The sequence below is a fragment of the Frankia sp. AiPa1 genome, assembly GCF_023243075.1.
Classification (GTDB): Bacteria; Actinomycetota; Actinomycetes; order Frankiales; family Frankiaceae; genus Frankia.
The window spans coordinates 1-17741 of record NZ_JALKFZ020000193.1 but is presented as its reverse complement, the minus strand read 5'-3'; the positions used below and the strand labels follow the sequence as shown (position 1 = coordinate 17741).

The 17741-nt window shown below is 70.5% G+C and carries 22 protein-coding genes; 10 read left to right on the top strand and 12 right to left on the bottom strand.

Translation table 11 applies throughout. The features are described 5' to 3' along the window. Positions 1-14 precede the first annotated feature (14 nt). Positions 15-374, bottom strand: coding sequence for a YkvA family protein (locus MXD95_RS27095; protein WP_250643575.1), 360 nt, complete (start codon positions 372-374; stop codon positions 15-17). 272 nt (positions 375-646) lie between these two features. On the opposite strand from MXD95_RS27095, the gene MXD95_RS27090 reads away from it, so the two are divergent. Together MXD95_RS27090 and MXD95_RS27085 are read left to right on the top strand one after the other, a co-directional pair. After that, positions 647-1591 (top strand): metallophosphoesterase family protein, encoded by a 945-nt coding sequence (locus tag MXD95_RS27090; protein WP_250643574.1) that lies wholly within the window; start codon positions 647-649, stop codon positions 1589-1591. Between the two features lie 5 nt (positions 1592-1596). Continuing rightward, positions 1597-2370, top strand: a complete 774-nt coding sequence (locus MXD95_RS27085; RefSeq protein WP_250643573.1) for a 4'-phosphopantetheinyl transferase family protein — start codon at positions 1597-1599, stop codon at positions 2368-2370. A 169-nt stretch (positions 2371-2539) separates the two neighbouring features. Here the strand turns inward: MXD95_RS27085 and MXD95_RS27080 are convergent, their stop codons facing one another. Continuing rightward, on the bottom strand, positions 2540-3010 hold the full coding sequence (locus MXD95_RS27080) for a MarR family winged helix-turn-helix transcriptional regulator (RefSeq protein ID WP_250643572.1): 471 nt from the start codon (positions 3008-3010) through the stop codon (positions 2540-2542). Between the two features lie 164 nt (positions 3011-3174). Here MXD95_RS27080 and MXD95_RS29070 point away from each other — a divergent pair, with 164 nt between their 5' ends. Further along, a complete protein-coding gene (locus MXD95_RS29070) occupies positions 3175-4761 on the top strand; it encodes an FUSC family protein (RefSeq protein WP_250643571.1) in 1587 nt (528 codons plus the stop codon). Positions 4762-4771: 10 nt separating this feature from the next. On the opposite strand, the gene MXD95_RS27070 is transcribed toward MXD95_RS29070, so the two are convergent. The 3 genes from MXD95_RS27070 to MXD95_RS27060 all read right to left on the bottom strand — a co-directional run bounded on the left by MXD95_RS27070 (position 4772) and on the right by MXD95_RS27060 (position 8549). Then, positions 4772-5977: an arginine deiminase family protein gene (locus MXD95_RS27070; RefSeq protein WP_250643570.1), complete on the bottom strand. Its 1206-nt coding sequence runs from the start codon at positions 5975-5977 to the stop codon at positions 4772-4774. 471 nt (positions 5978-6448) lie between these two features. Then, positions 6449-6934 (bottom strand): DUF456 domain-containing protein, encoded by a 486-nt coding sequence (locus tag MXD95_RS27065; protein WP_518456275.1) that lies wholly within the window; start codon positions 6932-6934, stop codon positions 6449-6451. A gap of 220 nt (positions 6935-7154) precedes the next feature. Beyond that, a complete protein-coding gene (locus tag MXD95_RS27060; RefSeq protein ID WP_250643568.1) occupies positions 7155-8549 on the bottom strand; it encodes an MDR family MFS transporter in 1395 nt (464 codons plus the stop codon). Here MXD95_RS27060 and MXD95_RS27055 point away from each other — a divergent pair. Beyond that, entirely contained in the window at positions 8539-8823 is a 285-nt protein-coding gene (locus tag MXD95_RS27055; protein WP_250643567.1) for a hypothetical protein, read from the top strand. The genes MXD95_RS27060 and MXD95_RS27055 overlap by 11 nt on opposite strands. 6 nt (positions 8824-8829) lie before the next feature. Here MXD95_RS27055 and MXD95_RS27050 read toward each other — a convergent pair whose 3' ends face one another. After that, complete coding sequence (locus tag MXD95_RS27050; protein ID WP_250643566.1) at positions 8830-9009, bottom strand: HepT-like ribonuclease domain-containing protein; 180 nt, start codon at positions 9007-9009, stop codon at positions 8830-8832. Between the two features lie 183 nt (positions 9010-9192). Further along, a complete protein-coding gene (locus MXD95_RS27045; RefSeq protein WP_250643565.1) occupies positions 9193-9519 on the bottom strand; it encodes a nucleotidyltransferase family protein in 327 nt (108 codons plus the stop codon). 224 nt (positions 9520-9743) lie between these two features. Between MXD95_RS27045 and MXD95_RS27040 the strand changes: the two genes are divergently transcribed. Further along, positions 9744-10154, top strand: coding sequence for a MerR family transcriptional regulator (locus MXD95_RS27040; protein ID WP_250643564.1), 411 nt, complete (start codon positions 9744-9746; stop codon positions 10152-10154). Beyond that, a complete protein-coding gene (locus MXD95_RS27035; protein WP_250643563.1) occupies positions 10085-11167 on the top strand; it encodes an aldo/keto reductase in 1083 nt (360 codons plus the stop codon). Before MXD95_RS27040 ends, MXD95_RS27035 begins: the two co-directional genes overlap by 70 nt. Positions 11168-11241: 74 nt before the next feature. Here MXD95_RS27035 and MXD95_RS27030 read toward each other — a convergent pair whose 3' ends face one another. Continuing rightward, positions 11242-11754, bottom strand: coding sequence for a pyridoxamine 5'-phosphate oxidase family protein (locus MXD95_RS27030; protein WP_250643562.1), 513 nt, complete (start codon positions 11752-11754; stop codon positions 11242-11244). Positions 11755-11817: 63 nt separating this feature from the next. Here MXD95_RS27030 and MXD95_RS27025 point away from each other — a divergent pair, with 63 nt between their 5' ends. Together MXD95_RS27025 and MXD95_RS27020 are read left to right on the top strand one after the other, a co-directional pair. Beyond that, the gene (locus MXD95_RS27025) at positions 11818-12840 is read left to right on the top strand and encodes a helix-turn-helix transcriptional regulator (protein ID WP_250643561.1); all 1023 of its coding nucleotides are present in this window, start codon (positions 11818-11820) and stop codon (positions 12838-12840) included. Between the two features lie 166 nt (positions 12841-13006). Then, positions 13007-13222: a hypothetical protein gene (locus MXD95_RS27020; RefSeq protein ID WP_250643560.1), complete on the top strand. Its 216-nt coding sequence runs from the start codon at positions 13007-13009 to the stop codon at positions 13220-13222. A gap of 93 nt (positions 13223-13315) precedes the next feature. On the opposite strand, the gene MXD95_RS27015 is transcribed toward MXD95_RS27020, so the two are convergent. Both MXD95_RS27015 and MXD95_RS27010 read right to left on the bottom strand, forming a co-directional pair. After that, entirely contained in the window at positions 13316-13963 is a 648-nt protein-coding gene (locus tag MXD95_RS27015; RefSeq protein ID WP_250643559.1) for a response regulator, read from the bottom strand. Beyond that, on the bottom strand, positions 13960-15171 hold the full coding sequence (locus MXD95_RS27010; RefSeq protein ID WP_250643558.1) for a sensor histidine kinase: 1212 nt from the start codon (positions 15169-15171) through the stop codon (positions 13960-13962). Before MXD95_RS27010 ends, MXD95_RS27015 begins: the two co-directional genes overlap by 4 nt. 483 nt (positions 15172-15654) lie before the next feature. Between MXD95_RS27010 and MXD95_RS27005 the strand changes: the two genes are divergently transcribed. After that, positions 15655-15900: a hypothetical protein gene (locus tag MXD95_RS27005; protein ID WP_250643557.1), complete on the top strand. Its 246-nt coding sequence runs from the start codon at positions 15655-15657 to the stop codon at positions 15898-15900. 78 nt (positions 15901-15978) lie between these two features. Here MXD95_RS27005 and MXD95_RS27000 read toward each other — a convergent pair whose 3' ends face one another. Beyond that, positions 15979-16422, bottom strand: a complete 444-nt coding sequence (locus MXD95_RS27000) for a hypothetical protein (protein ID WP_250643556.1) — start codon at positions 16420-16422, stop codon at positions 15979-15981. Between the two features lie 317 nt (positions 16423-16739). After that, positions 16740-16901 (bottom strand): hypothetical protein, encoded by a 162-nt coding sequence (locus tag MXD95_RS26995; RefSeq protein ID WP_250643555.1) that lies wholly within the window; start codon positions 16899-16901, stop codon positions 16740-16742. A gap of 39 nt (positions 16902-16940) precedes the next feature. Here MXD95_RS26995 and MXD95_RS26990 point away from each other — a divergent pair, with 39 nt between their 5' ends. After that, positions 16941-17540, top strand: coding sequence for a TetR/AcrR family transcriptional regulator (locus MXD95_RS26990; RefSeq protein WP_285223793.1), 600 nt, complete (start codon positions 16941-16943; stop codon positions 17538-17540). The last annotated feature ends 201 nt before the right edge of the window (positions 17541-17741 follow it).

Sequence of the window (17741 nt, the reverse complement as noted above, 5' to 3'; positions counted from 1 at the left end):
CAGCGGCCCGCCCGTCAGCGGCGGCCCCGCTGGCCCCGGCTCAGTCGGGGCCAGCGGGCGGGTGGGGGTAGATCGCGGGCCAGCCCGGAGGCATGGCCTGGTCCGCCGCGGCGGGCCTGGACGAGACCGTGCACGTAGACCACGGCACCGATGATCACCAGCAGGTCGTCGACCAGGCCGATCGGGCCGAGCGGGATCTCGGGGACGGCGTCCACCGGCGAGACCACGTAGGCGAGGCTGGCCAGCGTCGCGACGATCCCGCGTACCGGCAGCTCGTAGCGCCGGATGACCACCAGCGCGACCGCCGTCAGCACCAGGCCGACCGCCACCAGCACGCCCAGGCCGACCAGCAGCACGGTCCCGAAGTCATCCATCGTCCGCGTTCCTCTCGCCTCTGCCGCGGGAGATCGTCTCCTCCGTGTCGACAGGCATGATCTCCCGCGGCATGCCCCGCGACGGCCCGGTCCGAACATTGACCGGCACAGTGGTGATATCCGCGACGGACACATAGGTGACACCCGGTCCACGCGAAACCGGCGGGCGATGTCGCGAAGCGGATCCTGCGAGCGGCGGACAGAATCGCGGCGACGCCGGTAGGCTTCACACTGTGGCCCCCGCGGATTCGTCGGCGCACAGCGGCCGGTTGATGGCCGTAAGTGACGTCCACGTCGGCTACGCCGAGAACCGGCAGCTCGTCGAGGGCATCGAGGCGCACTCCCCCGATGACTGGCTTATCCTCGCGGGCGATGTCGGTGAGATCGCGGCCGACATCCTCGCGATCTGGCGTCTGATGACGCGTCGCTTTGCCAAGGTCCTCTGGGTGCCGGGTAATCACGAGCTGTGGACGGCCAAGCAGGACCCGCTGCGCCTGCGGGGCGAAGCCCGTTACCGCTATCTGGTCGAGGCCGCCCGTGACCTCGGCGTACTCACCCCGGAGGATCCCTATCCGGTGTGGTCCGGCGAAGGCGGTCCGGCCGTCGTGACCCCGCTGTTCGTCCCGTACGACTACAGCTTCCGCCCGGCCGGCGTGGCCACCCGCGACGAGGCGCTCGCCCTGGCCCACCGCACCGGCGTGGTGTGCACGGACGAGTGGCTGCTGCACAGCGATCCCTATCCCCACGTCGACGACTGGTGCCGCGCTCGCGTCGACTACACCGCGCGGCGGCTGGCGGCGCTCGACCCGGCCATCCCCCCGGTTCTGGTCAACCACTGGCCGCTGGTGCGCCAGCCCACGGACATCCTGCGCTACCCGGTGTTCGCGCTGTGGTGCGGCACCACCGCCACCGCCGACTGGCATCTGCGCTTCCGCGCCGCCGCCGCCGTCTACGGCCACCTGCACATCCCCCGCACGACCTGGTACGACGACGTCCGCTTCGAGGAGGTCTCGATGGGGTATCCGCGGGAACGGGTGGCCTGGGAGGCGCACGGCTGGCCCTTCGCCGGCCCGCGCCAGATCCTGCCGTACGTGCCGCGACCTGGACGAGCACAGGCCGGCGGGCAGCGGGCCGGCGGATCCTCGGCCGGCGGAACATCGAGGGCGGCCGTGTCCGGCACAGTCTCGCCGGACACCGGCGCGGCGGCGCGGAGCTGACGGCGGTGCTCGCGAGCCTGCTGCCCGCGGCGGCCATCGCGGTCGAGGCGTTCGAGGACGATCTCGCCGCGGTGCTGTTCCCCGAGGAGTCGGCGCTGCTCGCACGGGCCGTGGAGAAACGGCGGCGCGAGTTCACCACCGCCCGGATCTGTGCCCACCAGGCGTTGCGCCAGCTCGGTCTGCCCCCGGCGCCGATCCTGCCCGGCCCACGCGGCGCGCCCGGCTGGCCGGACGGCGTCGTCGGCAGCATCACCCACTGTGCCGGCTACCGGGCCGCCGCCGTCGCCTGGGCCAGCGATCTGCACACCCTGGGCATCGACGCCGAGCCGAACGAGCCGAACCCGGCCGGGGTCACCCAGGAGATCACGGTGGCCGACGAGGCGGCCCGGCTCGCCGATCTCCTCGCAGACCGGCCGGCCATCCGCTGGGACCGGTTGCTGTTCAGCGCCAAGGAATCCGTGTACAAGGCGTGGTTCCCCCTGGCCCAGCGCTGGCTGGGATTCGAGGACGCCGTGCTCGCCCTCGACCCGGGCACGGCACCACTCGGGCGTCCACCGGACCACCTGGACGGCCCGGTCGGGGTCGCGAGCCGTCCCTCCTCGGCGACCGTGCGAGGCGAAGGGACGTTCACCGCCCGGCTACTGGTCGACGGCCCCGCGCTCGGCCAGGGCGTTCTCACCGGTTTCGACGGCCGCTGGCGCGCCGAAGGAGGCCTGCTGATCACCACGATCACCGTCCCCCACATCGACGGCACGCCGGCGCCCTTGGTCACCGCGTGATGCGCCGTCCAGGACGCCGGCCGCGTCCGGCCGGCCGGTTCCGCCCAGCGGGCCGCACCGGCCCCGGGTCCCACCCCGCCGGCCGCCGGCCGCGCACCCGCGGCGTCGAGGGCCGCAAACCCCGCTAGCCGACCGGCTCCAGCCGGCGGCGCCGGTGCCCCGGGCGCCCTCAGCGTGGACGTTCGGCCAGCCGGTCGAGGAGCTCGGCGGCGATGCGCACCAGTTCGACCTCCGCGCCGGTGAGATCCTCCATGGCTTGGGCAAGCCAGGAATCCCGGTGTGCCATGTCCACGACGAGTGCGTCCCGGCCGGCCTCGGTGATCGCCAGAACGACGGCCCGCCGATCCTGTTCGGCCGGCCGACGACTGATCAGCCCGGCGCCCTGGAGTTCGGCGAAGGTGCGGGACAGCGACTGCGGCTGGTGACGTTCGGCCGCGGCGATCGCTCCGGCCGTGCTCGGGCCAAGCCGGTACAGGTGGCTGAGCACGCTCAGCTTCGTCCCGTTCAGGGCACCCGCGGGCCGCTCCGCCCGCAGCCGACGCCCCAGGTTCGTCACCGCGCGCCGAACCGCCGCCGCCGACTCCATCCGGCCGGGCGCCTCGTGCGCCCTCTGGACCCGCCGGGCCGGCAGTGCCGGCACTGCCGGATCCGCCGGACCCGGCTCCTCGAATATCACGCATCCACTTACTATCATGCGGGATCATGGCCGCCACCAGCAGCACAAGTGCCGCCACCCCCGCCACAGGAAAGTTAACACTGACGACTATCTTGCGGGCGTATCGGCGGTGCGAGTCGTGGATCGTGGTGGCGACGACAATGGGCGCCGTCCTCGCCACGTTCGGTTCGGCGATGGCGCTGCGCGCACTGACCGGCGGTGCGGACTCCAGCGTCTCCGGTGGGGCGGTGGTCCTCGCTGTCGTCCTGGCGCTGACGCTCGGCCGGGTCGGGCGGCGCGGCCAGCCCCGGCACGGCCGCCTGCTGGCGGTAGTCGTGCCGCCGACAGTTGCCCTGGTCGCCAGCGAGGTCGCCACGCTCTCCATCCGCCACCGCGCCCTCGGCGAGGTGCTGTTCACCGTGGCGCTCAGTGGCGCCGTCTGGCTGCGCCGCTTCGGCCCGGCAGGCACCCGGGCCGGCACCCTGATGACATTGCCGTTCCTGGCCCTGATCATCACACCGGTTCCGCCGCACACCCATGGGATATCCCGGCTCACCCTGGTCGTGATCGCGCTGATCGCCACCGGCTGGACCCTCCTCGCGGGCCTGCTGGCCAGGCTCCTCGAGGCCCGTCATACCGCCGCCTCGGATGCCGCGGCCGCCCCCGATACCGCACCGGCGGCACCGGCCGCCCCCGGTGCCGCCGGTGCCGCCGCCGGCCCGGCGCAGGCCAGGATGGTGGGTGCTTCCCGGCCCGGTCGGCGTCGGCTGCCGGCCAGTACGCGCATGGCCGTGCAGCTCGCGGTGGCGCTGGGAACGGCCTTCGTGCTGGGCGCTCGGCTCTTCCCCGAGCATCGGACCTGGCTCGTCCTGACCGCCTACATCGTCAACAGCGGGAACCGCGGGCGAGGGGACGTCGCCCTGCGCAGCGGGCAGCGGCTGGTCGGCGCGGCGCTGGGGACGGCCGCGGCCGGTGTCCTGGCCGGTCACCTACCGGTGCACAACCCATGGTCGATCGTCGCGATCTTCGTGCTGCTCACGGTCGGTGTCTGGTTGCGGGCCGCATCCTATGCGTGGTGGGCGGCCTGCGTGACCGGGGTGCTCGCGCTGCTCTACGGCTACTACGGGCAGAGCGGCACGGGCATCCTGCGCGAACGTCTGCTCGCCGTCGGGCTCGGTGCCGTGATCGGGTTGGCGGCGGCCTGGTTCGTCCTGCCGGTGCGCACCGGCGACGTGCTGCGCCGCCGGGTCGCGGATGTGCTCGCCGCGCTCACCGACTATCTGGTGGTCGCCCAGACCGGTCGCCGGCGAGGCAGCCCCCGCCCGCCCGGCCCCCGGCGCGGGCCCGATCCCGCTGATCTGCGGGCCGCGCTGACCGAGGCCCACGCCCAGGTGGAGAGCTCACTCGACCGCCTGGCGGAGATCGCCCCGACGCTGCGCGCCCATCGCGCCCTGGACCGAACCCGCGCGCGGACGCTGGCCCGGCTGCGCGGACACCCCCGTTCACACGAGCACGGCAGTTCACGCGAGCACGGCCATCCCGGGCCGCATCGTTACGACGGTGTCGAGGCGCTGCTCGCCACTCGAGGGGCGCTGCGCGCGATGACCCGTGCCCTCGACGCTCGTGGCGCCCCGCCGGCCCGCGCGCACGGAGAACAGATCGCGCGAGTACGGACCACCATCGTCGAGTTCCGCCGCGCCATGGGTCGGGCCAGCGCCGCGGCCCGGGCACGGTAGGGGAACGGGCCTACGCCGTCGGCGGTAGGGGAACGGTGTTGAGTGCCCGGTGCAGGCTGCCGAACTGCTTGTGATGCTCATCGAACGGAACGGCGACGGTATGCACGCCGAACCGGGCGAGCACCGGCTCCGTCCACGGCGCGCTCGCCGTCGAGACCAGCGCCGCCGGCTCGTCGAAGCCAGTAGAGCCCGGCGCGGCGGGCAGGAAGAAGACTCCGGCGGCAAAACCGGCGACCATCTCCGGAGCCAGCGGGCAGACTGCCAGATCGATGCTGCGCAGCGCGTCCACCAGTGTCGTCTCCCGCCCGACGATCCCCTCGCCGTCCGGGTCGCCGGACCCGCCGTTCAGATGCCCGCGGGGACCGGCGGGAACGTAGGCCGCACGGACGGTGCCGGCACCAGGATGCGCGCGGCCCGCCGGGCTCTCGACCACGGCCGGGGCGTCCAGCCGGTCGGCGGCCACCAGGGCGATGCCGGGACCAAGGCCCAACCAGTGGTCCAGGTGCGGCTCGCCGGGACGGCGCAGCTCGTCCCGGACCCGCACGACGTGGGTGAACGCCGCCCGCAGGTGCGGTCGCAGCAGCCCCCACGCCGCCGGGCTGGTGCGCGCCCCGGTGGCGAGCACGGCCACGCCGCCGCAGGTCACCACGTCGCCACCGGCGAGATACAGCGGCTCGGGGACCCGCACCTCGGCCGAGCGTCCCCGCAGCCCGCGCAGCACCGCGGCCATGACCACCGTCTCGCGGGCGCGTTCGCGCCGCCACAGCCGCCCGACGGCGACGGCACCGCCCAGATCGACGTAATGGTCGCGCGGGAACATCAGACCGGTCAGCGGTCGCAACGCGTAACTCTCATCGGACGTCTCGGGGCCGATCACCCCACCGCCGGCGCCCGCTTCGAGCAGCAACCGCGGCTGGCGCAGCACCACGGGCGCGAGCGCGGGCACCGACCAGTCCCGCAGCGCCTCCCGGGCCGCGTGCAGCCGCGCGTCGTCGTCGGCGCTGACCGCCCGCGCCGCGAGCTCCAGCAGGACGCCTCGGGGCAGCATGGTGAGCAGTTCCGACGGCGACCACGCCTCGGCGCCGAGCTCGACGAGCGCGGACCGCACCATGGCGGACTCCGCCGCCGCCCGCACCGGATCATAGGCGGGGCGGCCCGCCTGGAACACGAACGTCTCCACCGGCTGGACGACCGTCGGACTCTGAATCAACACCATCGGCCCCGACGGCCCACTCCCGAGCGAGCCGTCGGCGACAGTGCCCGCCGCGAAAGGGCCAGCCGCGACAGCGTGGGCCGTGGCAGAGCCGCGCGCACGCCCCGGTGCCGCACGTTCGTTCCGCGTCGGGGCGTCGGCAATCATCTGGCCGATTTCCCGGCGCGGATCCATCATTCCCGCATTATGCCGACCCCTACACCGCTCCGAACGGCGTACGGGGCGCACCCGGGCATCCGGCGGCGTTGTTCCTGCACGTAGACAACGAAAACAGAAGATGCGATTCCCCCGCCCAGGCGCAGTCCGGAATAAGAGCCAAAAAGCCCGAAAAACCGCCGCCGTGCGCCCCGGACGCCGCCGTTCACGGGTCTTTGCCATCGAAAAGGCAGAATCGCCGAAGCGTGGCGTCACCGAGCGGGCGGCGTGGCCGAAGGGGCAGCGGCCAAGGAGGCAGCGTTGCCGAGGAGGGCAGAGCTACAGAACGAGTTCGCCGACGGCCCAGACCGCGGCCATCGCCAGTCCGGCGAACAGCTCCACCAGGACGCCGATGCCGAAGGCGACGATCGCCGCCCAGGTGGTGGCGGCGGCGGTACGAGGGTCACCGAGGCGGACCAGCTCCGCCGCATAGATGCCGAGCACCCCACCGACCAGCAGGCCCACCACGGGGATGACGAAGAAGCCGACGATCGCGCAGACCAGGCCGATGACCAGGCTCGGCCAGGGCACGCCCCGCCCCGAGGTGGCCCGCGCGGGAAGGACGTACTTCGTCAGCGTACCGATCACGAACAGTGCCGTCATCAGCGCCAGCACAATCCAACGGCCCACCCCGCCGCCGTCCGCGATCACCCACCACAGCCCCGCCCCCCAGACCAGGACGAGCCCGGGCAGGACCGGAAGCACGACTCCGACCAGTCCGACCGCCATCACGGCGGCGACGGCCAGAAGCTGCGCGGTACTGATGGCGCACCCTCCTTCGCATCCACCCTTCGACGAAGGTACCGGCGCGCCGCCCCCGGCATACCGGTATGGGGCCAGGCCGACCTGACAAACATCCGATTCCGCCGTCAGTCCGATTCCCCGGTCCGGACACCTCGGTCCGGACGAAGCCACACTCCGTCGGCGTGCCGCTGCGCCGGCGTGCCGCTGCGCCGGCGTGTGTGCCACCCAGCCGGTACGCCAGTCAGCCGCCGTCGCTGCCATAGGCCAGCCGACCGGGTTCCTTCGCCGGGCGGCTCGCGAGCCGGACGCGGCGGACGCGGCGGACGCGGGTGTGTTCGGCGTCGGCATCGTGGATGGTCAGGGCAGCCAGAGCACCGAGGACGGCGACGCCGGCGGCGACGAGCAGGGCGACGTGGTAGCTGGCGAGATCGGGCGCCGTGTGGCCGCCGACCAGGTGGGTGGTGCCGACGGCGGCCAGCGCCGTGGACAGGACCGCCACACCCACCGCACCGCCGAACTGACGCTGGGCGTTGAACAGGGTGGAGGCCCGACCTGTCTCGGCGGGACTGATCCGGGCGAACGCCGCTGCCTGGGTCGGCACGAAGACGTGGGACATCGAGTACCCCAGGCCGAACATCGCCAGCCGCATCCACCACAGGTTGGTGCCGGCGCCGACCAGCGACATCGACGCGGTCATGGCCGCGATGCCGAGCAGCCCGCCGATCATGACCCGGCGCGGGCCGAGAGCGGGGTAGAGCACCCGGCTGGCGACCTGGGAGCCGACCATCACGCCCACCGCCTCCGGGAAGGTGGACAGGCCCGAGTTCAGCGCCGACAGGCCCAGGCCGTCCTGGTAGAACAGCGCGATGATGTAGAGGCTGCCGAGAAAGGCCGCGGTGGCCAGGAACATCACCATATTGGTGGAGCGGAACAGCCGGTCGGTGAACAGCCGCAGGTGCAGCAGCGGCGCCCGCGAACGCAGTTGGTCGACGACCAGGACGGCGAGCAGAACCGCGCCGAGCGCCAGGCAGGTCAGGATCAGCGGGGACGCCCAGCCGCGTTCCGAGCCCTCGCTGATACCGATCATGACCAGCGCGAACCCGATGCCGGACAGCAGGAACCCGCGCACATCGAAGCGGCCGACGTCCGGCTCGGCGTGCTCGGGCAGGAACGCCAGCCCGAACAGCAGCGCGAACAGGCCGATCGGCACGTTCACGAAGAACACCCAGCGCCAGGACAGGTCGGTGACCAGCAGGCCGCCGAGTACCGGCCCGAGCGCGGGCGCGAACGCGGTCGGGATCGTGAGAATGCCCGAGGCCCGCACCCGTTCGGCCGGCGGGAAGACACGGAACAGCATCGCCATGCCCGTCGGTGTGAGCAGTCCGCCGCCGACACCCTGCAGGATCCGGAACGCGACCAGTTCGCCGAAGCTGTTCGCGACTCCGCAGAGCACCGAGGCGACCGTGAACAGCGCCACCGCCACGAGCAGGGTGCGCTTGCCACCGAACCGGTCACCGACCCAGCCCGAGGCTGGGATCACCACCGCCAGACTCGCCAGATAGCCGATCGAGACGGCACTGAGCCTCGATGGGGCGACGCCGAACTCCCGTCCGAGCGTCGGCAACGTGACGTTCACGATCGTAACATCCATGATCGACATGAACATCGCCGCCACGAAGACGACACTGACGGCTATTTTGGGGTTGCGCGGCGACAGGCTCACCCCAGCCCCAAGCAAGTTGACCTCCGCTCACTTCCCGCTCGGTCTTTCGAGCGCACGGGGCGGCACGGACCCCGAACAGGGACAATGCTCGGTGACCGCGCCGACCGGAACACCGTCTACCCGGGAGAACAGGCGTTCCGAACACCTGCCGTTTTCGGGCAACCGCTGGGCCGCCAGTCGGCCGTGATCGTGGTCAGTGCGGTTGGTCGAGTTGGCTGGCGACGAGCGGGAACTCTGCCTTGAGGAGCGCGGTCAGTTGCTCGTGGAGCTCGCGCAGCTCGGTGGTGGCGATGCGCCACACGATGGACCAGTCGACATCGAAGTATGTGTGCACGGCGATGTTGCGGAAACCTGTGACGGACCGCCATGGCACGTCCGGCCAGCGTGCGCGCGGATCTCGGGCGACACTCGTCCGGCCGCCTCGCCGATCACCAGGAGCTTCTGCAGAACGGCGCTCTGGATCAGGTCGCTCGCTCCGAAGCCGGTCTCGTCGACGTCCCGGACGAGCGTTGTCGCGGCAGCTGCCGCTTCGATCATGGCGACGAGGTACAGCTCATCACGCCGCATAGAGAACCTTGGCCTCCGCTAGCACCCGATCGCGGATGACCCACTTCAACCGAGACTTGGGCACCAGGTCGACGTGACGGCCGACGATCTTTTCGAGCTCGTCTCGGAGATCGACGATCTCGAAGCCTAGTGTCGAGTCGGGCGCCAGCACATACAGCAGGTCGACGTCCGAGGACTCGGTGTCCTCGCCGCGTGCCACCGAGCCGAAGACGGACAGCTCAGCGACGCGGTAACGGCGGCACACCTCAGCGATCCGGCTGTCACGAAGGTCGACGGTCACCTGACCATTATCACCTCCACGCAGCGACGGCAGCACGACTCGGCACCGCTCTGAGCCTGGATGCACCGGCTGGATTTCCGCACCATTCCCGTTGATCTGTAACGATCTTTAACGTTCGGTAGTTATCTGTGGGTGTGGCTGGCTGAGCCGCTCACGGTTTGGCGGTGTGTCCGCGGCCTGCGTGCGCAGTCGGGATGACCCGCCAACGCCCGGCCGGCCGCGTTGACTTCGCCTGCAGGCGAAGTCCTACGGTTGTGTTCATGACCTTGATGTCGGTCGGGGTAGCCGCGGAGCTCTGCGGCGTCAGTCCCAACGCCCTGCGTTTCTACGAGCGGGTGGGCCTGCTCGAGCCGGTTCGCCGGGACGGCGCTGGCCGGCGGCTCTACGACGAGGAGACCCTCGCGAGCATCCGTTTCGTCATCCTGATGCGTGACACCGGGATGCCGCTGAGAGTGCTGCACGAGTATCTCGGTCTCGCCCGGCAGGGTGAACGGACGGCCGGCCGACGCCGCCAGATCCTCGAGGAGCAGCGGCTGCGCCTGCGTCGCCAACGGACGCGGATCGACGACTGCCTGACTGCCATCGACGGAAAGATCGACGAGTGTCCGCGGTCGACAACCATCCGATCATCACAGCTGGTTACCACTACGAGCACCGGGGAGTCGGCGTGAATGAAGCGAACAAGGGATGGAACCCCGATGGCGTCCACGCGCCGGACGGTCGGGGCAGCCTGCCGCGCCGCCGGCTGGGCGCGGGGCTGGAGGTGGGAGCGATCGGGCTGGGCTGCATGAATCTGAACGGGTTCTACCGGCAGCCGGACCAGGCCGAGGCGCAGGCGACGCTGGTGCGCGCCATCGACCGCGGAGTGACCCTGCTCGACACCGCGGACATCTACGGTCCCCACACCAACGAGGAGCTGGTCGGGCGAACCGTGCGGGGCCGCCGGCACGAGGTGGTGATTGCGACCAAGTTCGGGCTCGTGCCGGGGGATGACGGGTACGTCAACAACGGTCGGCCCGCCTACGTCCGCGAGGCGTGCGAAGCGTCCCTGCGGCGACTTGGCATCGACCATATCGATCTTTACTATCAGCATCGGCTGGATCGGGACGTGCCCGTCGAGGAGACGGTCGGCGCCATGGCGGAGCTGGTCGCCGAGGGGAAGGTCGGCCATCTCGGACTGTGCGAGGTGGGGCCCGCCACGCTGCGCCGCGCGCACGCCACCCATCCGATCACGGCGTTGCAGACCGAATGGTCGCTGTGGTCGCGGGACATCGAGGAGCAGGTGCTGCCGACAGCCCGTGAACTCGGCATCGGCATCGTGGCGTACAGCCCGCTGGGCCGTGGCTTCCTCACCGGGACCATCACCAGCACCGACGACCTGGGCCCGACGGACCTGCGCCGCCGGATGCCGCGCTTCCAACCGGACAATCTTGCCGCGAACCAGCACCTCGCCGAGCAGGTCCGGCGGGCAGCCGCCGACCATGGCTGCACGCCGGCCCAGTTCGCCCTGGCCTGGATCCTGGCCCAGGGAAGCGACGTGGTGCCGATCCCCGGCACGGCCAGTCGCGCGCATCTGGAGGACAACCTTGGCGCGGCCAGTCTCGTCGTCGCCACCACCGGTCTGAGCCGGCCGGCGGCCGGATGGCGTGCTCACCCTGCCGCCATCCAGATGGAACAGGTGTGACGCCCAGCGCATAATCGCCATCGTCGGCCGACCGGCACGGCCCGCCCAGCCGAAGGAGTCGCCCTGACGACCGCTCAAGCCCACCTTTCCACCGCGGGTTCGGGGCTGTTGCCGCGGCGCTGGACGCGGACGCCAGGGTAGCCGGGCCGCCAGCTCTCCAGGACGATCTGTTCGGCGGGTTCGTCCACGCTGGTGCGGACGATCTCGGTGATCTCGGCGCGGAACAGGGCGAACGGCTCCGGCGGCGACACCTCGTCGGTGAAGCGGGCGAGAGTGGCCGGGTCGTCCACCCACCGGGCAAGGCCCGCGATGCGGATGTCGCCGCCGGCCATGTCGGTGCCGGGGCCCGGGTTGGCGTGCAGCTCGAAACGGGGGTCGCGGCGCAGGTCCGCCACCTTGCGGGCGCCGGGCATGCTGCCCAGCCAGAGCTCGCCGGAGCGGAACGTCGCCTCGATCCCGCTGGTGCGCGGGGCGCCGTCCAGGCGCAGGGTGGCCAGCACGTGGTGGCGAAACGCCTCGAACCGGGTGCGTACGGTCGTCGCCAGCGCGGGCTGGGCGTTCTCGAAGTCCTGCCAGGAGGTGGCCATGTGCCCATCCTGCGGGCCCAACCGTGACATCTGCTGTCACCGTTTCCCGACTACCATTCCGGGGTGCGTTCGAGTCGGCTGACCGCGTTACTGCTGCATCTGCAGGCGGTACGCCGGGCCACGGCGCCCGAGCTGGCCGCGGCGCTCGAGGTGTCGGTGCGTACCGTGCGCCGCGACATCGCCGCGCTGCAGGACGCCGGCGTCCCGCTGTGGTCCGAACCGGGCCGCCACGGCGGCGTCCGGCTCACCGACGGGTGGCGCACCGATCTCGACGGGCTCACCGGGGACGAGGCCGCCGCTCTGCTGCTCGCCGGGGCCGGGCCGCAGATTCTCGCCGGGCTGGGCCTCGCCACCGCGGCCGTGGCCGCACGCACGAAGGTTCTCGCCGCGCTGCCGCCCCGGCCGCGCGTCCACGCCGGGCAGGTGCACCAGCGGTTCCTGCTGGACGCTCCCGGCTGGTTCGCGCGGGAGGAGGCCGTGCCGCAGCTGTCCGCTCTCGCCGAGGCGGTCTGGGCCGCCCGCCGCCTCGACCTTGGGTACGCCCGGCGTGACGGCGACTCGATCACCCGCCGGGTCGACCCGCTGGGACTGGTCTGCAAGGCCGGGACCTGGTATCTCGTCGCCCGGCACCGTGGACGGATCCTGAGCTACCGGGTCGCCCGGATAGTCTCGGTCGGACCGCGCGCGGAGACGTTCGACCGTCCGGACGACTTCGACCTCGCCGGCTGGTGGCGCGCCGCCGGCGACGACTTCGCCCGCTCGCTGATGCGCTGGACCTGCCGGCTTCGCCTGTCGCCCGAGGCGTTCACGACCCTGCACGGCGCCGTCGGCCCGGTGGCCGCGCGGGATGCTCGGGCCAACGCGTCCGATCCGGATGCGGACGGCTGGCGAGTGGTGACCCTGTGCACCGAGGGCCCGGACGTCGCTCTGGGGCAGCTGCGCGCCCTCGGTGACGGCGTCGAGGTGCTCGACCCCGCCGACCTGCGCGCCGCCCTCGCGGCCAGCGCCCGCCGCACCGCCGAGCGGAATGCCGCACCGCTGTCGGATATCAAACAATGCCCCGCCAGGCAGCGCCACGCCGGGTAGGAAACTGCCGTCAAGGCCCTCGGCGTCGGCGGGCTCGGCACCGCGTTCGTCATCGCCGCCTGGGCGAGGGCCGGACCAGGCGGCAGGGCTGGACCGCCGCCCTGGTCGCGGTGGGCCCCCCAGGAAAACGGAGATCCTCACCGCGATCCGCTTGAGCCATGGCTCGGTGGTCACGGTCACGGAGGATGCGATCATCGCGGCACGATCCCGGCTCGCCGCACATGGCCTGTTCGTGGAGCCCACCGCCGCTGCGGCTTACGCCGGGCTCCTGACCTGGATGGAAGGACCGGGCGGCGAATGGAGCAGCCGATTCCGTCGCGAGACCGGCCACCCGCCCCAGGTCGTGCTGCCGCTCACTGGTGCGGGCCTCAAGTCCTCCTGACCGGCGCCCGCCATGGATCTCGCTGTCCGCACACCCAGTGAACGATCCCGCCACACAAAAATGAGCGCTCGACAGACACGTCGGTGCTTGCCGTCACAGACCCCACTCCCGTGCGGCGATGGCCGCCTGAACCCGCGTTCGCAGTTCGAGCTTGGCCAACACGTTCGACACGTGGGTCTTCACCGTTGTCTCGCTGATAAAGAGCGCCCCCGCGATCTCGGCGTTCGACATACCTTTCCCAAGACAGGCAAGAACGTCGCGCTCACGCCCGGTCAGAGACTCCTTGAGTTCCTCCACAGGCCGAGGGGACACATTCACTTTCATCGTCGCAAAGGTTGAGATCATTCGGCGTGTGATCTGTGGCGCCAGCACACCGTCGCCAGCAGCCACCAGGCGCACCGCATCGATCAACCTGGCCGCTTCCAGCGACTTCAACAGGAAGCCGGCGGCGCCGGCACGCATCGCCGCGTACACGTATTCATCCAGATCAAAGGCCGAAAGGATCAGGACGTCCGACAGGCCCTCTCTGACCATCGTCCGTGTCGCGACTATCCCGTTTACCACCGGCATGCGAACATCCATGAGCGTAACATCTGGTCGCCGCTGGCGCGCCTCGTGGATAGCGGCGGCGCCGTCCGCCGACTCGGCAACGACCTCCACTCCTTCTGCGTTGTTGAGAATAACCGTCAGACCAGCACGCACAGTCGCATGATCGTCGGCGACGAGTACCCGGATCGTCATACAATTCCATCCACGATCGGGAGGCGGGCGCACACCTGCCAGCCACCATCGGCGAATCCGGCGCTGAAAGATCCCCCAACCGCGGTGGCCCGCTCCCGCATGTTACGCAGGCCGTTTCCCGCCTGAGCGGCGGAGGCCGCCGCCTCATCACCCACTACGCAGTCGCCATCATGAACCATGGTGGATTGACTCCTTAGATCGGGCAGCTCATTGACAATCCGGACCGAAAGCACCCCGTCAATACGCTGGATATCCACGTGCGCCCGACTCCGGGGGGCATGCTTGATAATGTTCGTCAGCGCCTCGTGGGCGATTCGATAGGCGGTGAGATCGACCGCCATCGGCAACGACGGCGAGTCCTCGAGATCGGAGTTCACCTCGATTTTTATGCCCGAGCTCCGTACCGACTCAACGACGGTGGACAGCGCGGCGAGCCGGGACGGCGATGTCATCTCGTCGTCCACGCTGTCCTGCGCGGCGAGGAGGTTGATGATCGCCCGCATCTCCTCCAACGCCTTCACACTGTTTTTGCGGATCGATACCAGCCCGTTTCGGGCGGGGTCCCGGATCGCCCCGCCGCTGGTCGCTAGGACCGCTTCAGACTGGATCGCGATCGCGGACAGGTGACCCGCGATCACGTCGTGCAGGTCGCGGGCAAGCCGTGATCTTTCGGCGGCAACCGCTGCGGCCCGGTCGAGCTCGGCTATCCAGGCCACCTGGACGGAATTTTTTCGCTCGACCTCGGAAATCCTCTTTTCCTGCCGAAGGTTCGCGGCCAACCACACAGGAAGCACGATGAGAGGAAAGGCCGACAATCCGGTGATGATTGTCGCCCGCCAGTCCGCGACCAGTATCTGCGCATCCAGAATCAGGCCGAACATGCACAGAACGGCGACCAACACCATATCTCTACTCAACCGCGGCGAGCCGTAGAGCGTAGCCGCGTAGAGGAGATCGGCGAATACCACCAGCATCGGTAGGCTGACGCCGGTGTAGCCGGCGAGGGCGCCATCCAGGAGAACCAGCATCAACCCCGACGTCAGCGCGAACCCGGGCGCCCGACGCCGGAGCAGCTCCACAAGACAGATTACCCCGAACAAACCGATACGAACCCACCAGAAACGCTGGACCGGCTCGGGGTCGACGGGATACAGGCGGGTCACGTAGAGGAGACCGCCAACCGCCACCGAGCTTGCGACGACGAGCACGTCCTGCAGCCATACCGGAAGATCGCGTGGGCGCAAAAACGACGGAGGGTGTAGGCGCCGACCGCCGCTGAGCCGCACGACCTTGATTACATCACAGGGACCGGGACAGCGCCTCCTTCGAAGTGATGAGACACAGATGGTACGAGCGCATGACGCGCCCGTGGCCGCGCTCAAGCATGCTCGTCATAGCCGCAGACCGGACTCCTGTGTACGACCCGGTGTCGCCCACGTCACCTCAGGGGAGACCCGTGCGGCCGACCCGCACAGGCAGGCAGGCGAACAGCAGATGGAGCATGTTGGAGGGCGCTCGATCGAGATGCCGTCGACGGAGACGGCAGGCCTAATACGGGACGGCGGAAGACGGTCCGCCGTTTCCACTCGCCCGTCCCGGGTCAACGCTAGCAAGGCGGTGCGCCACCACGGTGCCCGCTCTCACCCAACGCCCCGCGGATCGCCGAAGCCGCGCGCGATTGAGGAGCAGTCTTGACCACTCGGCCCGAGGGTGCGAAGGCAGGTATGGAAAATCAGCAGCCGACTGACGGTAGGTGGGCTCCCTGGTATGTCTACGTCGTTATCATTGTTGGCGCCAATCTGGCCAAGCAGAAGCTGATCGAAGACTTCCCGGTCGTGGCGAACGCAGCCATCACCCTAGCACTCGTCGGAGTACTTTTTCTGCTGATAACAGCCGTGTACCGGTCGATTTCCAGCCCAAACCGAAAAGGGCGCTGAAAGAAGGATCAGCAAGCAGCCAAGCGCGAAGCGGTCGGAGACGGCGATGTCCGTCTCCGACCGCTTCGCCTGTGGGCTTCAGCTGGTGGCCGCCCGGCGATACGCACGGATACTCAGCGGAACAAAGACCGCCATGATCGCCAGTGAGCAAAGCGGGGCGTAATACGTAGAATGTGTCGCGGGCCAGCCGGTCGAGACAAGTTCCGATCCTCCTGGAGCCTGATTCCCGAACAGCTTTCGCGCGGCATTGATGGCCGCCGTGGCGGGATTCCACTCAGCGACGATGCGCAGCGGCGCGGGCAAGGTGGACGCCGGCACAAAACCCGAGGAGACGAACGTTGCCGGGGTCAACCAGACCACGCCAAGGCGCTTTTCGACCTCGGGCGTCAGCGCGTCAGCCAGGTCCGCCATGGACCTCGCCGGAGCCTCAGCCAGCCGGTCCTCACGGCCGGGGTATTGCGCCACATGCGTCTCGATTTCAGCGGGAAGCAGATCTGCCCACTCCCGCACCACCTTGGCCACCGCCATCGACGATGGCACGGTACGGCTGTGGGACAGCGCGAGTGCCGAGATGCGCGCGGTGCTGCTCCCCCTGGCGGCGGGGGTGGGCGGTGCTCCTGCCCGACGGCTCCTACAAGCTGATGGGGGAGCCGGACGGCCGGTTCTGGTGGATGGTGAAGGACGTCCGCTTCTAACCGGGCGAGCTCGATGCCTACGACCCGACCATCCGTCGCCCCCCGGACGCCCCGATCCTCCCGCCACGATGACGATCAGGCCGGCCGCGGGCGGGCGTCAACGGCGTTGATTATCATGACGGCATCGACGATGACGAGCAGGACTCAGCCGCCGGCCCCTCCGACAGCGCCGAGCCCGGGGCCGAGCCCGAGCCCGGGGCCGAGGGTGAAGGCGGGGCCGAGGGTGAGCCCGGCGCCGAAGCCGAACCCGGGGCCGAAGGCGAAGGCGAGACCGGGCAGCCGGCGGGGCGGCGGACGAGACGGCACCGGCGCACCCCCCGGGGGACGCTCTCGCGGGAGGTGTTGATGGCGGCGGCCATGCAGGTCGTGGACACACAGGGCGCGGGCGGGTTCAGTATGCGAGCCCTCGGTGCGTTCCTCGAATGTGACCCGACCGCGATGTACCGGCACTACCGGACCAAGAACGCGCTGCTCGACGCGCTGCTCGACAGTGTCGTGCGCGACGGCTCGGCGGACCTGCCGCAGACCGACGACCCGCGGGCTGACATCCGGGCGAACTTCCGCCAGCTGCGCCGCTCGCTGCTGGCGCATCCGACGCTGGCGCCGCTGGTGCTGCGCCGTCCGCCGGGGGTCGGCGCCTACTGGGAACGCTCCGACCATGCCGTCGCCCAGCTCCACCGCGCCGGGATGGACCCGCTGGACGCGGCCAACGTCTATCAGACGCTGCTGTTCTACACCCTCGGCCACACCCTGTCCGAGGCCCGCCAGCTCGCCCGGGCCCTGGAGCGGGAGGGCGCCGGCGCCGACGGCGGACCGGTCGCCGCCGTCAACGCGCCGCAGGACCGCCATCCGGACCTGTCCGACGTCGCCCCGCACCTGCGCGACGACAACGAGGCGCAGTTCCTCGCCGGCCTCGACCTGATCCTGCGCGACCTTCCCCGCTGATCCGGCGCTGGATCCGGCGCTGGATCCGGCGCTGGATCCGGCACGGAATCCGGCCCTGATCCGGCGCTGGATCCGGCCGAGCGGCAACCGGCCGAGGGGGCCCCGCGCCCCGGGGGGCCGGGCGCTGGTGGTGGGCCCCCGGGGGGTTCCCCCTTAGGTTTACGGGCGGCGGGGGGTTTTTTTTTTGAACAAAAACAAAAA

Bases quoted from the DNA above. Each gene is read 5' to 3' on its own strand.
- MXD95_RS27070 (WP_250643570.1), bottom strand. From the start codon at position 5,977: ATGGTGTTGATTCAGAGTCCGACGGTCGTCCAGCCGGTGGAGACGTTC.
- MXD95_RS26990 (WP_285223793.1), top strand. From the start codon at position 16,941: ATGGCGGCGGCCATGCAGGTCGTGGACACACAGGGCGCGGGCGGGTTC.
- MXD95_RS27040 (WP_250643564.1), top strand. From the start codon at position 9,744: ATGACCTTGATGTCGGTCGGGGTAGCCGCGGAGCTCTGCGGCGTCAGT.
- MXD95_RS27015 (WP_250643559.1), bottom strand. From the start codon at position 13,963: ATGACGATCCGGGTACTCGTCGCCGACGATCATGCGACTGTGCGTGCT.
- MXD95_RS27095 (WP_250643575.1), bottom strand. From the start codon at position 374: ATGGATGACTTCGGGACCGTGCTGCTGGTCGGCCTGGGCGTGCTGGTG.
- MXD95_RS27030 (WP_250643562.1), bottom strand. From the start codon at position 11,754: ATGGCCACCTCCTGGCAGGACTTCGAGAACGCCCAGCCCGCGCTGGCG.
- MXD95_RS27090 (WP_250643574.1), top strand. From the start codon at position 647: ATGGCCGTAAGTGACGTCCACGTCGGCTACGCCGAGAACCGGCAGCTC.